The 13,794-nt window shown below is 68.5% G+C and carries 15 protein-coding genes; 3 read left to right on the forward strand and 12 right to left on the reverse strand.

Annotation, left to right across the window (positions count from 1 at the left end):
• Both rlmH and rsfS read right to left on the reverse strand, forming a co-directional pair.
• Entirely contained in the window at positions 1-468 is a 468-nt protein-coding gene (gene rlmH, locus FHD67_RS03530; RefSeq protein WP_045982811.1) for a 23S rRNA (pseudouridine(1915)-N(3))-methyltransferase RlmH, read from the reverse strand.
• Between the two features lie 9 nt (positions 469-477).
• The gene (gene rsfS, locus FHD67_RS03535; RefSeq protein ID WP_246071217.1) at positions 478-843 is read right to left on the reverse strand and encodes a ribosome silencing factor; all 366 of its coding nucleotides are present in this window, start codon (positions 841-843) and stop codon (positions 478-480) included.
• 357 nt (positions 844-1,200) lie between these two features.
• On the opposite strand from rsfS, the gene leuC reads away from it, so the two are divergent.
• Genes leuC through FHD67_RS03550 form a run of 3 tightly spaced genes read left to right on the forward strand, consistent with a single transcriptional unit; the run spans position 1,201 to position 4,236 of the window.
• On the forward strand, positions 1,201-2,619 hold the full coding sequence (gene leuC, locus FHD67_RS03540; RefSeq protein WP_139597827.1) for a 3-isopropylmalate dehydratase large subunit: 1,419 nt from the start codon (positions 1,201-1,203) through the stop codon (positions 2,617-2,619).
• A gap of 7 nt (positions 2,620-2,626) precedes the next feature.
• A complete protein-coding gene (gene leuD, locus FHD67_RS03545; RefSeq protein ID WP_046000684.1) occupies positions 2,627-3,232 on the forward strand; it encodes a 3-isopropylmalate dehydratase small subunit in 606 nt (201 codons plus the stop codon).
• A gap of 17 nt (positions 3,233-3,249) precedes the next feature.
• Positions 3,250-4,236, forward strand: a complete 987-nt coding sequence (locus FHD67_RS03550; protein WP_139597828.1) for an endonuclease/exonuclease/phosphatase family protein — start codon at positions 3,250-3,252, stop codon at positions 4,234-4,236.
• Here FHD67_RS03550 and FHD67_RS03555 read toward each other — a convergent pair.
• The 10 genes from FHD67_RS03555 to motA form a co-directional block, all read right to left on the reverse strand.
• Positions 4,222-5,451: an adenosylmethionine--8-amino-7-oxononanoate transaminase gene (locus tag FHD67_RS03555; protein ID WP_139597829.1), complete on the reverse strand. Its 1,230-nt coding sequence runs from the start codon at positions 5,449-5,451 to the stop codon at positions 4,222-4,224. The genes FHD67_RS03550 and FHD67_RS03555 overlap by 15 nt on opposite strands.
• Complete coding sequence (bioD, locus tag FHD67_RS03560) at positions 5,448-6,098, reverse strand: ATP-dependent dethiobiotin synthetase BioD (RefSeq protein WP_246071208.1); 651 nt, start codon at positions 6,096-6,098, stop codon at positions 5,448-5,450. Before bioD ends, FHD67_RS03555 begins: the two co-directional genes overlap by 4 nt.
• Complete coding sequence (locus tag FHD67_RS03565) at positions 6,095-7,228, reverse strand: 8-amino-7-oxononanoate synthase (protein ID WP_246071210.1); 1,134 nt, start codon at positions 7,226-7,228, stop codon at positions 6,095-6,097. Before FHD67_RS03565 ends, bioD begins: the two co-directional genes overlap by 4 nt.
• 15 nt (positions 7,229-7,243) lie before the next feature.
• Positions 7,244-8,287 (reverse strand): biotin synthase BioB, encoded by a 1,044-nt coding sequence (gene bioB / locus FHD67_RS03570; protein WP_046000679.1) that lies wholly within the window; start codon positions 8,285-8,287, stop codon positions 7,244-7,246.
• A 68-nt stretch (positions 8,288-8,355) separates the two neighbouring features.
• Positions 8,356-8,727 carry a hypothetical protein gene (locus FHD67_RS03575; protein ID WP_045982803.1) on the reverse strand — a complete coding sequence of 124 codons (372 nt, stop codon included), beginning with the start codon at positions 8,725-8,727 and terminating at the stop codon, positions 8,356-8,358.
• A complete protein-coding gene (gene flhB / locus FHD67_RS03580; RefSeq protein ID WP_139597831.1) occupies positions 8,721-9,782 on the reverse strand; it encodes a flagellar type III secretion system protein FlhB in 1,062 nt (353 codons plus the stop codon). The genes FHD67_RS03575 and flhB overlap by 7 nt, the downstream gene beginning before the upstream one ends.
• A 10-nt stretch (positions 9,783-9,792) precedes the next feature.
• Positions 9,793-10,551 carry a flagellar biosynthetic protein FliR gene (locus FHD67_RS03585; RefSeq protein WP_046000677.1) on the reverse strand — a complete coding sequence of 253 codons (759 nt, stop codon included), beginning with the start codon at positions 10,549-10,551 and terminating at the stop codon, positions 9,793-9,795.
• Positions 10,548-12,647: a flagellar biosynthesis protein FlhA gene (locus FHD67_RS03590; RefSeq protein WP_139597832.1), complete on the reverse strand. Its 2,100-nt coding sequence runs from the start codon at positions 12,645-12,647 to the stop codon at positions 10,548-10,550. Before FHD67_RS03590 ends, FHD67_RS03585 begins: the two co-directional genes overlap by 4 nt.
• Positions 12,644-12,919 carry a hypothetical protein gene (locus FHD67_RS03595; protein WP_052714842.1) on the reverse strand — a complete coding sequence of 92 codons (276 nt, stop codon included), beginning with the start codon at positions 12,917-12,919 and terminating at the stop codon, positions 12,644-12,646. The genes FHD67_RS03590 and FHD67_RS03595 overlap by 4 nt, the downstream gene beginning before the upstream one ends.
• Positions 12,919-13,785 carry a flagellar motor stator protein MotA gene (motA, locus tag FHD67_RS03600; RefSeq protein WP_139597833.1) on the reverse strand — a complete coding sequence of 289 codons (867 nt, stop codon included), beginning with the start codon at positions 13,783-13,785 and terminating at the stop codon, positions 12,919-12,921. Before motA ends, FHD67_RS03595 begins: the two co-directional genes overlap by 1 nt.
• Between the last annotated feature and the right edge of the window lie 9 nt (positions 13,786-13,794).

Here is a 13,794-nt window from a genome sequence, read left to right on the forward strand (position 1 = left end):
CTATGCCCGGTGATAGGGCGACCCGGCCAGGATCGTGGCGGCGCGGTACAGCTGTTCGGCCAGCATCACGCGGACCAGCAGATGCGGCCAGACCATCCGGCCCAGGCTGATCTGCCAGTCGGCCCGCGCCCGCAACGACGGGTCCAGCCCGTCCGCGCCGCCGATCACGAAGCACACGTCGCGCGCCTGGTCGCGCCAGTCCGCCAGCCGCGCGGCGAATTCGGGAGAGGTCGGCTGATCGCCGCGTTCGTCCATCATCACCACCGCCGCGCCGGGCGGGATGGCGCGGGACAGCAGCTCTGCCTCGGCGGCCATGGTGCCGGCGCGGCGATCCTCGACCTCGACGACGGACACGGCCGGCAGCCCCAGGCTGCGGCCGGTCTTGGCAAAGCGCTGCAGGTAATCGGCGACCAGCGCCGCCTCGGGGCCGGTCTTCAGCCGCCCCACGGCGGCGATGTCGATCCGCATCGCGGCGGATCAGTCCTGCGGCTGATAGCTGGACGGTTGGGCGGGTTCGCGCACGCGGGCCAGCGCATCGGCGGGCAGCCACATCTTTTCCAGTTGATAGAAGTCGCGGACCTCGGGGCGGAACACGTGGACGATCACGTCGTCCGTGTCGATCAGCACCCAGTCGCCGGCATCCTTGCCCTCGATCCGCGGGCTGCGGCCGGTGACCTGCTTTACGCGCTCGGCCAGCTTCTCCGCGATGGCGCCCACCTGACGCGAGCTGCGCCCCGAGGCGATGACCATGTGGTCGGCAATGGCCGTGCGACCGCGCAGGTCGATGCAGACGACCTCCTCGGCCTTGTCGTCATCAAGGGAATTCAGCACCAAGGCCAGCATGTCGTCACTGGTATGCTGGCTGGTCTGCTGGGTCGAGGTCGGCCGACCGGCCGACGGGGCGTCTTGTGACAGGGTGTAGTCCTCCGATCCGCGCGCCGATAGCCCCCGGCGCAGGGGTTCACCCAACATAGCATCTTTTCGGCCCGTCTCAATCTCTCGCGGCATTTTCCTTGACATGCGCGCGCTTGCCAGCAGGCGGATGCTGGCCTAATCTGGCCCAATGATGCGCTATTTCGACATTCATGACCGCGCGCGCCTGCCGGGCCGCTTCTACGGCGAGATGCTGGGCGTGACCGCGCAGGGCTGACGGCTGCCCGACCGTCACCCTTCCTGCATCACAGCCGAAAGACCTCAGCCATGACCCCTGCACGCACGCTTTACGACAAGATCTGGGACGCCCATGTGGTGGACCGCCAGGAAGACGGCACCTGCCTTCTGTATATCGACCGCCACCTGGTCCACGAGGTGACCAGCCCGCAGGCCTTCGAGGGGCTGCGCATGACCGGCCGCCCGGTCCGCGCGCCCGAACGCACCATCGCCGTGCCTGATCACAACGTGCCCACCACGCTGGACCGCCAGACCGGCATCGACAACGAGGAAAGCCGCATCCAAGTGGATGCGCTGGACCGCAACGCCCGTGAATTCGGGGTGGTCTATTACCCGGTGAACGACATCCGCCAGGGCATCGTGCACATCGTCGGCCCCGAACAGGGCTGGACCCTGCCCGGCATGACCGTCGTCTGCGGCGACAGCCATACCGCAACCCACGGCGCCTTCGGCGCGCTGGCCCACGGCATCGGCACGTCCGAGGTCGAGCATGTGCTGGCCACCCAGACCCTGATCCAGGGCAAGTCCAAGAACATGAAGGTCGAGATCACCGGCCGCCTGGCCCCCGGCGTGACCGCCAAGGACATCGTCCTGCGCATCATCGCCGAGACCGGCACCGCGGGCGGCACCGGCCATGTCATCGAATATTGCGGAGAGGCGATCCGCAACCTGTCGATGGAAGGCCGCATGACCATCTGCAACATGGCGATCGAGGGCGGCGCCCGCGCCGGCCTGATCGCCCCGGACGAGGTCACGTTCAATTACGTCAAGGGCCGTCCCCATGCGCCCAAGGGCGCCCAATGGGAGGCCGCCGTCGCCTGGTGGAAGACGCTCTTCTCGGACGACGGCGCGCATTTCGACAAGGTCCTGACCATCCGCGCCGAGGACATCGCGCCGACCGTCACTTGGGGCACCAGCCCCGAAGACGCGCTGCCGATCACGGCATCCGTGCCCGACCCGGAAAGCTTTGCGGGCGGCAAGGTCGATGCCGCGCGCCGGTCGCTGGACTATATGGGCCTGACTGCAGGCACGCCGCTGACCGACATCGCCATCGACGCGGTCTTCATCGGATCCTGCACCAACGGCCGGATCGAGGACCTGCGCGCGGCCGCCGACGTGCTGCGCGGGCGCAAGCTGGCGCCGGGCGTGCGCGGCATGGTCGTGCCGGGATCGGGCCTGGTCCGCGCCATGGCCGAGGAGGAAGGGCTGGACCGCATCTTCATCGACGCGGGCTTTGAATGGCGGCTGGCCGGCTGCTCGATGTGCCTGGGCATGAACCCCGACCAGCTGAAGCCCGGCGAACGCTGCGCCGCGACCAGCAACCGCAACTTCGAGGGGCGCCAGGGCTACAAGGGCCGCACCCACCTGATGAGCCCCGCGATGGCGGCCGCCGCCGGCGTCGCCGGACGCCTGACCGACATCCGCGAATTCGCGCACGAACCGGCCTGAGGACATCATGGACAAGTTCACCACCCTGACCGGCATCGCGGCCCCCATGCCCCTGGTCAACATCGACACCGACATGATCATCCCCAAGCAGTTCCTGAAGACCATCAAGCGGTCCGGCTTGGGCGTGAACCTGTTCGACGAGATGCGCTATGACCGCGACGGGAACGAGATCCCAGATTTCGTCCTGAACCGGCCCGCCTATCGCGACGCCCAGATCCTGATCGCGGGCGACAATTTCGGCTGCGGCTCCTCGCGCGAGCATGCCCCCTGGGCGCTGCTAGATTTCGGCATCCGCTGCGTCGTCTCGACCAGCTTTGCGGACATCTTCTTCAACAACTGCTTCAAGAACGGCATCCTGCCGGTGGTCCTGCCCCAGGATGCGGTCGACGCGCTGATGCGCGATGCCGAGAAGGGCGCGAATGCCCGCATCACCGTCGATCTGGACGCGCAGACCGTGACCGGTGCGGACGGCACCGAATACGGCTTCGACATCGACCCGTTCCGCAAGCATTGCCTGATGAACGGCCTGGACGACATCGGACTGACGATGGAAAAGGCCCCCGCCATCGACACGTTCGAGACGCAGATGGCCCAGGCCCGCCCTTGGGTCTAAGGGCCCTTGCCCTGGCCATGCTGCTGGCGGGCCCGGCGGCGGCCGATCCGCTGCGCATCGCCACCTGGGACCCCGGTCTGTCGCGCGACGGGCCGGGTCTTTTGTTGCGCGACATCATGGCCCACGATCCGCAGGTTGTGGCCGCGGCGCAGGTGATCGCCCATGCCGCGCCCGATGCGATCCTGCTGACCGGGCTGGACTGGGACCTGGACAACCGCGCGCTGACCGCATTCGCGGGCCTGCTGGCCGAACAGGGTCATGCGATGCCGCATCATCATGCGACGCAGTCCAACCGTGGCATGGCCACGGGCGTGGACCTGGATGGCGACGGGCGCGCGGGCCAGCCCCGCGATGCGCAGGGCTATGGCGCCTTCACCGGACAGGCGGGGCTGGCGGTGCTGTCGCGCCTGCCCATCGCGGGCGTCACCGATCACAGCGCGACGCTGTGGCGCGACCTGCCGGGCAACCGGATGCCTGAAAGCCCCCATGCCGACATCCAGCGCCTGTCCAGCACGGCGCATTGGGACGTGGCGCTGGACACGCCTGCGGGGCCGCTGCACCTGCTGGCACTGGCCGCGACACCCCCCGCCTTCGAGGATCGCAATCCCGCCCGCAACCATGACGAGGTCACCTTCTGGCTGACCCACCTTCCCGACGCGCCCTTTGCGATCGTGGGCAACCTGAACGTCGATCCGCAGGACGGCGACGGCGATCCGGCCACGCTGGCGGCGCTGGCCGCCGTTACCCAGGACCCCCGGCCCCGCGGCGCATGGCAACCGCCGCAGACCGGACCGAATGCCGGCCAGCGGGGCGACCCGGCGCTGGATACGGCGAAATACGACCGCGCGCCTGGCAACCTGCGACTGGACTACGTCATGCCGGCGCAGGGGCTGTCGGTGCTGGCGTCGGGTGTCGTCTGGCCCGCGCCCGACGATCCGCTGGCAGAGGCCGTGGCGCTGGCCTCGCATCGCAGGCTGGTCTGGGTCGACCTAGACCTGGAATGAGGTGACGGCCTCCCAGGCCGCATCCAGGTCGCCCCCCGTCACGCAATAGGGCGGCAGCACATAGACCGTGTTCCCCAGGGGACGCAGCAGCACGCCGCGGTCCATGCAATGCGCCCGCATCCGCGGCCCGACCTCGGACAGATAGCCGCCCTCGGGCACGACCAGGTCGGCGGCGGCGATGGTGCCGCATTGGCGGATGTTGGTGAACCGCCCGTCCAGCCGCGCCAGCCGTTCGGCCTGCATGGCGGTCAGCGCGTCCAGCCGCGCCTGCATGGGGCTTGCCTGCCACAGCCGCACCTGCGCCAGCGCCGCCGCGCAGGCGATCGGGTTCGCGGTATAGCTGCTGGAGTGATAGAAGGTCCGCCGCCGGTCGGTCGAGCGATGCGCGTCGAATATCCGCCCGCTGGCCAGCGTCGCCGCCAGCGGCACCACGCCCCCGGTCAGCCCCTTGGACGTGCACAGGATATCGGGCGCGACGCCCGCATGATCGCAGGCCCACAACCGCCCGGTGCGGCCCCATCCGGTCATCACCTCGTCGGCGATCATCAGCACGTCGTGGCGGTCACAGATCGCCCGCAGCCCGGCCAGAACCGCGGGGGCGTACATCCGCATCCCCCCCGCGCCCAGCACCAGCGGCTCCAGAATGATCGCCGCCATCCGCCCACTGGCCGCCAGCGCCTCGAACGCCGCCAGCGTCGCGGCACCGTCGCCCTCGGGAAAGGGCAATCGGTCCACCCCGAACATCAGCGGGTCATAGGCGGCGTTGAAGACCCCCCGCTCTCCGACGCTCATCGTGCCGATGGTGTCACCGTGATAGCTGTCCTCGATCACCGCGATGCGGTGGCGGCCGTCGCCCTCGTGGCGCCAATAGCCCAGGGCCATCTTCAACGCGACCTCGACCGCGGTCGACCCGCTGTCGCTGTAGAACACGTGGTCCAGCCCCGCGGGCGTCATCGTCACCAGCACCTCGGCCAGCTCCTCCGCCGGGTCATGGGTCAGCCCGGCAAAGATCACCTGATCCAGCCGCCCGGCGGTCTCGCGGATGGCCTCCACGATCTGGGGCTGATTGTGGCCATGCGTGACCACCCACCAGCTGCTGATCCCGTCCAGCAGCGGGCCGCGATCGGTCAGGATATGCGCGCCCTGGGTGCCGACCGCCCGGGGCGGGGCCGGTTCGGTGCCATGCTGAAAGAACGGATGCCAGACGGCGCTCATGCGAAATCCCCTGCGCTAAACGCGGCCCGCATCGCGGCGGTCAGGCTGTCCCTGTCCAGCTGGTCCAGCAAAGGCAGGCGTCCCAGCACCCTGACCCGACCCAGATCGCCGATGGTCGCCATGTTGTCGTCATTCGCAGGCCCGACGAAGGCCACGCCATGAACCGGCACGCCCCGCGCGCGCAGGCTCTCCAGCGCGGTCAGGCTGTGGCTGATCGTGCCCAGCCCCGTGGCACAGACGACGATCACCGGCACCTGCCAGCGCGCAAACAGGTCCGCGAACAGCACCTGCCGCGTGACGGGCACCAGCGCGCCGCCCGCCCCCTCGATCACCAGCCGCGCGGCATCGGGCGGGGTCCAGACCGCCGGGTCCAGCGTGACGCCCGCCAGTTCCGCCGCCCGGTGCGGCGACAGGGGCTGGGGCAGCAGCACGGCCTCGGGGTGGGTGCGGGCGCCGGACAGCCGCTCGACCTCGGCGCGGTCGGTGCCGGGTTGGGCGGCATTCCCGCGGGCGGCGGAAGCGGCGTCGTTTTCGACATTCCCGGCCAGCCCCGACTGCACCGGCTTCCAGTACTCTGCCCCGATCAGCCCGCACAGCCCGGCCGCGAAGACCGTCTTGCCGACATCGGTGCCGGTGCTTGTGATCACAAATCGGGCCACAGGTCCTCCAGCGTCTCGGCCAGCCGCAGCACATCCGCGCGCGTGGCGTTCAGCGTCAGCGACACCCGCAGCCGCGACGTGCCCTCGGGCACCGTCGGAGGGCGGATGCCGCGCACGTCGAACCCGCGCGCCTGCACCTGTGCGGCCAGCGCCATGGTTTCGGCATTGGGTCCGACGATCAGCGGCACGATCTGGCTGCCGCTCAGCGGAACCTGCGGCAGGCGGCGCGCCATCTGGTCGTGGAACGCCGTAACATGGCCGGCCAAGGTCGCCTGACGCCACGGTTCGTCCTGCAGCACCGCCAGCGCCTCCAGCCCCGCGGCCGCCATCAGCGGCGACGGCGCGGTGGCAAAGATGAAGGGCCGGCAGCGGTTCACCAGGAAATCGATCAGCACCCGCGCCCCGCAGATCAGCGCACCGGACCCGCCCAGGGCCTTGCCAAGCGTATGCAGCGTCACGACGTTGTCGCGCCCTTCCAGGTGGTGGGCCAGCCCCCGCCCCCGGGGACCGAAGACGCCCGTCGCATGCGCCTCGTCGATCAGCAAAAAGCCGTGCGCGTCCGCCAGCCGCATCAGGTCGTCCAGCGGCGCCCGGTCCCCGTCCATGCTGTAAAGGCTCTCGACCGCGATCCAGACCGCACCCGTGTTGCCCGCGCGGCGCCATGCGGTGATCACATCCTCGGCGTGGCCGACATCGCCGTGGCGAAAGCTGGCGACCTCGGCGCGCCCGGCCCGCGCGCCCTCATGCGTGCTGGCATGGGCCAGCGCATCCATCAGCAGCAGATCACCCCGCTGCGGCAGGGTGGTGATGACCGCGAAGTTCGCGACATAACCCCCACCAAAGCCCAAGGCCGCCTCGGCGCCGAAGAACCGCGCGGCGGCATCCTCGAACCCGGCCTGCTGGTCGGTGTTGCCCCGCAGCAGGCGCGACCCCGCCGCGCCCACCGGAACGCCCGCATCCAGCGCCCGCACGACCGCGGCACGCATCCGGTTGCTTTGCGCAAGGCCCAGATAGTCGTTCGACGAAAAGTCGATCCCCCGGCGCTCAGCCAGGCTGCGCAGCCGCGCATCGCCCGCCAGACCCTGCAGGTCGCGTCGATAAATTGTCAGCCGGTCCAAGCCGCAGCCCCGGCCCTAGCGCAGGATCGGAATGGCGGGGTCGGCGGCCAGCAATTCGGCCCGGCGCGCTGCGTCGGGATGATGTTCGTGCGCCTGCATGGGCTGAAGGCCCAGCTTGGCGAACAGGCGCATGTCGCTTTCCTCCTCGGGGTTGTCCTTCGTCAGCAGCGTGTCGCCCACGAAGATCGAATTCGCCCCGGCAAAGAAGCACATCGCCTGCATCTCGTCCGACATGGCGGTGCGGCCGGCGGACAGGCGGACATGGCTGCGCGGCATCATGATGCGCGCGGTGGCGATCATGCGCACGAAATCGATGGGGTCCACCGGGGCGGCGTCGGCCAGCGGGGTGCCCTCGACCGGGATCAGCATGTTGATCGGCACGCTTTCCGGCGCGACCGGCAGGTTGGCCAGCGTCACCAGCATGTCGACGCGGTCCTGCGGCCCCTCGCCCAGACCCAGGATGCCGCCCGAGCAGACCTTGATCCCGGCCTGCCGGACGGTGTCCAGCGTATCCAGCCGGTCGGCAAAGCTGCGGGTAGTGATGACGTTGCCGTAATGCGCCTCGGACGTGTCGATGTTGTGGTTGTAGTAGTCCAGCCCGGCATCGGCCAACTGGCGCGACTGGTCCGCATCCAGCATGCCCAGGGTCATGCAGGTCTCCATCCCCAGGGCCTTGACGCCCTCGACCATGGCGATGATCTGCGGCATGTCGCGTGCCTTGGGGCTGCGCCAAGCGGCGCCCATGCAATAGCGCGTGGCACCGGCGTCGCGTGCGCGGCGCGCCTCGGCCAGCACGCGCTCGACCTCCATCAGCTTGGATGCCGACAGGCCCGACGCATGGCGGGCCGACTGGCTGCAATAGCTGCAATCCTCTGGGCAGCCGCCGGTCTTGATCGACAGAAGGCGGCTCAGCTGCACGCGGTTCGGGTCGAAATGCTGGCGGTGCACGGTCTGCGCCTGAAACAGCAGATCCATCAGCGGCAGGTCAAAGACGGCGCGCGCGCCCTCGGCGGTCCAGATCTTGCGGTGGCTGTCGGTGTTCGGATCGCTGTGCAGCATGGCTCTTCCCCGTGGCTTGGCACCGTGCCTAGCATCCCGGTCGCAGCCTGTCCAATGCCGCCGACGGCTCAGTATTTCTCCTTGCGGCGGCGTTCCGCCTCGTCCTGTCCCAAGCCCAGCAGCGCCTCGGCCCGGCCGAATTCGCGCGCCGCCTGCTGGCGGGCGATCTGGAACCGGGGCAGCATCCGCTGCAGCTCCTGGTCGGCATGGCGCAGCTCTCGTGCGGCACGCCCGGCCTGGGCGTTGGCGATGCGCGCCTCGGGCAGGGTCAAGGGAGCGGTGCTGTCATAGCTTTGCGCCAGCGTGGCCTGCAGCGAATCGATGCGCTGGCGTGCAACCGTCATGTGCGCATTGAACGCCGCAAAGGTCTTGAGCTGACGCTCGGCCTTCAGCCGCGCGATGCGTTCCAGCTGCTGCAGCTGTTTGATCTTGTCTACCATCCGGAACGGGCCTTCTGTCGCATCTTCTCGGCAAAGCGGATCGCGGCGGCAACGGCGGCGAAATGGGCGCGGTCGATCTCCTCTCCCACCTTGACCTGGGCGTGGATGGCGCGGGCGCAGGGCGGGTCGGACCAGATGGGCACGCCCGCCTCGGTCGCCTTGGCGCGAATGCGGGCGGCGACCTCGTCGGTGCCCTTGGCCACGCAGACCGGGGCACGGCCGGACCCCCGCGACCACTTCAGGGCGACGGCATAATGGGTCGGGTTGACGATGATGACGTCGGCGGTGGGCACGTCGGCCAGCATCTGCTTCATCGCGATGTCGACCGCGCGCTGGCGGCGGGCGCCCTTCATGTGCGGGTCGCCTTCGGAATCCTTGAACTCGTCCTGCATTTCCTGGCGGCTCATGCGGTTCTTGCGTCGGTGGTCGAACCACTTCCACAGCATGTCCGGCACGGTGAAGACGATCGAGACGACCAGCCCCAGCATCAGCACCTGCCCCAGGATCGAGCCCAGTGCCGCAACCCATTGCCCGTCCGCCATCGCCGCGGCGGCGATCCGGTCCAGCAGCGATGCGAACAGGAACCACCCCCCCGCACAGACCAGTCCGGCCTTGCCCAATGAAAAGGCGAAGGTCACCAGGCCGTCCTTTCCGAACTTCTGCGCGGCGTTCTTGACCGGGTTGATGCGCTTGATGTCGAAGGCCAGCTTCTGGGGCGAAAAGATCAGCGCCCGCGTGGCGATCAGGCCCAGAAGGATCGCCCCCATCACCAGAGCGGCCAAGCCGATCGTAGCAGTCGCGGCATAGGCGGCCAAGCTGCGCGCGATCGGTGCCGGCCCGTTGTCCGACCAGCCCTCGGCGCCAAGCGCCCGCGTGGCCATGGCCATCCATTGGCGCACCGCAAAGCCGGCCATGACCGAAAAGGCCAGGAATGCCCCCAGGTACATCATCGTGACGTTCAATTCCGTCGATCGCGGAATGTCGCCCTTTTCGCGCGCACGCTGCAGCTTCTGGTCGGTGGCCTCGAACTGCTTGTCGTCGGCATCCTCGCTCATCCGCGGTCCCTCATGGCAGTGCCGGCAGCATGAAGCCCATAACCGCGTTGGCCCAGATGCCGACCAGCAGCGGCGCCAGGATCACCAACCCCATCAGCGCCAGCAGGATGGAGGCGGGCGCGCCGATGAACACGACCGGCAGGGCGGGCATCACCCGGTTGATGACCCCCGACAGCGCCTGGTACAGGAATCCCCCCAAGGTGAAGGGCGCGGCCAGCATCATCGCCAGCCAGAAGCTGTCGGTCACCATGCGGACGACGGCCATCACCAGCCCCTCGACCTGGGGCAGGTCCGCGGGCGGCCAGAGACGCAGGCTGTCGGCGATCAGCTCGACGATCATGACTGGCAGGCCCATGGCCATCAGGACCGCCATGCCGGCCAGGTGCAGCATGTTGCCGATGGGATGGGGCGACATCTCGTTCTGGATGCCCATGATCTGGGACAGTGACGCGGTCGCGGCAATGGCCGTGGTGGCGATGTCTATGGCGATGGTCAGCAGCCGCAGCATGATGCCCGTGGCAAAGCCCAGAACCATCTCGACCCCGACCTGCGCGATCATGCCCAGGGGTTGTTCGGGCATCTGCGGGCCGGGCGCGATGCCCGACAGCAGCGGCGCCAGCGCCAGCGCGATCGCCACCTTGACGCGGGCCGAGATCACGCGTTCGCCCAGGCCTGGCAGGGCCACCACGCAGGCCTGCACGCGGACATAGACCAGCACCAGCGCCCAGTCCAACCCCGGAACGATGGCCTGCAGCTGGTCCCACATCATGCGGCCTCGACGGTGCCCAGCAGGCGCAGTTCGGCGGCGGGATCGATCTCCTCCAGACCCAGGACCGGGACCGCCATGCCGTTGGCCCCCAGCACCGCGCGGACCATGCGGCGCCGGTGGTCGGGCGCAACCAGCACGGTGCGGGCGACGGGTTCAGCCAGGGACAGCGCGCGGCGGGTGGCCTCGACCAGCTTCTTGGACATGGCGGGGGTCATCGCCCCGCCCCCCGCACGTCCGGTTTCGGCATCGGCGCGCACGAACTCCGCCTCCCAGGCGGGATGCAGCTGCAGGGCTGCGACGCGACCGGCCTCGTCCGAATATTGCTGGGTGATCTGGCCGCGCAGGCGCTTGCGCACCAGCTCATAGATCGTCTCGGCCGATTCCACATTGCGGAACTCGCAGATGGCATCCACGATCAGCGGCAGGTTGCGGATCGAGATCCGCTCCTCCAGCAGGGCGCGCAGGATCGCCAGCAGCGTCTCGGGCGTCACCTTTTCCGGCATCATCGCGTCGAAATACTTGCGATAGCGTTCGGCGCGGCCCGTGTCGGACAGGGTCTTCAGTTCCTCGATCTGGCGCTGCATCGCGCCCAGGGTCAGCAGTGCGGGCAGGTTGGCCTTGACCACCTCCATCAGATGCGTGGACAGCACTTCCATCGGGGTCACGACGGTGGCGCCCATAGTCGCCGCGTCCTCTTGGTCGGTCGGATGGATCCAGCGGGCCGGGCTGGAATAGACCGGCTCGCGGACGGCCACGCCGCGCAGATCGGCCAGCACGGCATCCGGGCCAAGCGCCAGGATCTCGGCCGGGCGCAGGGTGCCGCGGCCTCGGATGACGCCGTGGATGCGGATCTGATAATCGCCGGGCGGCAGATCGTCGGTGTCGGTGATGCGCACATCCGGCAGGATCAGGCCGAAGCTGCGGGCGATGTGGATGCGCAGGTTGCTGATGCGGCTGCCCAGGCCCCGCGCCTGGTCCAACGCAGTCACGATCAGGTCCGACCCGATCTCGACGCTGATGTCGTCGGTGTCCAGGACGTCCCCGATGCGGGCAGCGGGCTTGATCGCGCTGTCGCCCAGGGGCAGGTCGGGCAGCGTCTCGTCCGCGATGCGGCGTTTCTGCGCGATGCGCCAGGCCATGAAGCCCATCCCCGCCGCGATCCCCAGAAACAGCGGCTTCGGCATGCCCGGCACGAGGGAGATCACCACCATCGCCGCCGCGACCATCGCCGCCGGCTGCCAGCTGCGCACGAACTCGGTCGACATCAGGCCCGCGGTGGTTTCCGTGGCCCCGCCCCGCGACAGCAGCAGCGCCGCCGCCATCGAGGTGATCAGCGCCGGGATCTGGCTGACCAGCCCGTCCCCGACCGTCAGGTGGGAATAGGTCGCCGCCGCCTCTCCCAGAGGCATTCCGTGGATCGTGATGCCCACGACCAGACCGATGCACAGGTTGATCAGCGTGATGACGATCCCCGCCACCGCGTCGCCCTTGACGAACTTCGACGCGCCGTCCAGCGAGCCGAAAAAGCTGATCTCGCGCTGTTCCTGGATGCGGCGGCGCTTGGCCTCCTGGTGGTCGATGGCACCGGCGTTCAGATCGCCGTCGATGGCCAACTGCTTGCCGGGCAGCGAATCCAGCGCAAAGCGGGCGGCGACCTCGGCCATGCGGCCCGAGCCCTTGGTGATGACCATGAAGTTCACCACAGAGATCACAGCAAAGATCGTAATCCCGACCAGGATCGACCCCCCCGCCACGAACTCGGCAAAGCCGTTGATGACCGAACCCGCCGCCTCCTTGCCGTTCTGCCCTTCGGTCAGGATCAGCCGGGTCGACGATACGTTCAGCGACAGCCGGATCACCAGGCTGACCAGCAGCAGGACCGGGAAGGCCTGAAAGTCGGTGGGCTTCTCGACCAGCGAGGCCATGACCAGCACCATCACGGCGGTGGCGATCGAGATGGCGATGCCGAAATCCAGCACGCCGGCCGGCAGCGGGATCACCATCGAGATGACGACCAGCACAAGGCCGCCCGTGACAAGCAGGGGCGCGTCCAGGATCTTGGTGGACTTGCCCGAGAGGGCGGCGATGGGGGTCATTCGCGGGGCTCCGTTCTGGTGGCCGCGGGGCGCAGGAGGTCGTCAAGCGACCAGGGACGTTCCGTCAACAATCCGATGCGGCGCAGATAGGCGATCGCCTGCAGCCGGTCGGCACTGTCCATCTGCAGCAGCGTCACGCGATAATCGCGCGGCAGCCCCTGTCCGGTCAGCAGCCATTCGTCGGCGGTGCGGCGAAAGCCGTCCAGCCCGGCGGCGGCGACCGGACCAGCGGCCAGGCAGGCGATCAGAAGCGGCAGGCCGATCCGGGTCATCACGCCGCCTTCTTCAGCTCTCTCAGGGCACCTTCCAGCGTGTCGAAGCTGGGGCGCACATGTTCGGGCACGGTCTGGCGGCCGACCTCGACGCACAGGGTGGTGGCGTGCTGGTGCAGGCCTGCGACCAGGACCGACTTGACGACCTCGTAAAAGCCCAGGTCCTGCTTGACGACCGCGCCAAGCCGGTTGGCCAGCGGCGCCACGAAGCCATAGGACAGAAACACCCCCAAGAAGGTACCGACCAGCGCCCCGCCAATCATCTTGCCCAGAACCGAAGGCGGCTGATCGATCGAGGACATGGTCTTGATCACGCCCAGAACCGCCGCGACGATCCCCAGGGCGGGCAGCGCGTCGGCCATGTTCTGCAGGGCGTGGGGGACGTGCATCTCCTCCTCCTTGAGGACGGCGATGCGGCGGGACAGCATGTCCTCGACCTGGTAGGGATCGTCATAGTTCAGGCTGGCCGAACGCAGCGTATCGGCGATCAGCGAGACGACATGATGATCCGCCGCCAGCTTGGGATAGGCGATGAAGATCGGTGATTCGCCGGGATTCTCGATGTGCTGTTCCAGCGCGACGGGGTTCTCCTTGGCGATCTTGAGCAGCTGGAACATCAGGCACAGCACGTCCTGATGATCTTGGGCGTTCCATTTCGGGCCTTTGAAGGCGCGGATCAGCCCGCCCAGGGTGGCCTTCAGCGTATGGCTGTCGTTGCCCAGCAGATAGGCGCCGACGGCAGCGCCCATGATCATCATCATCTCGAAGGGCAGCGAATGCAGGATCACGCCCATCTTGCCGCCGGCCAGCAGGTAGCCGCCGAACACCATGGCGATCGTAAGGAATATTCCGACGAAACCGAACATTGCGGGGTT

Source organism: Paracoccus haeundaensis (genome assembly GCF_006239215.1).
Classification (GTDB): domain Bacteria; phylum Pseudomonadota; class Alphaproteobacteria; order Rhodobacterales; family Rhodobacteraceae; genus Paracoccus; species Paracoccus marcusii.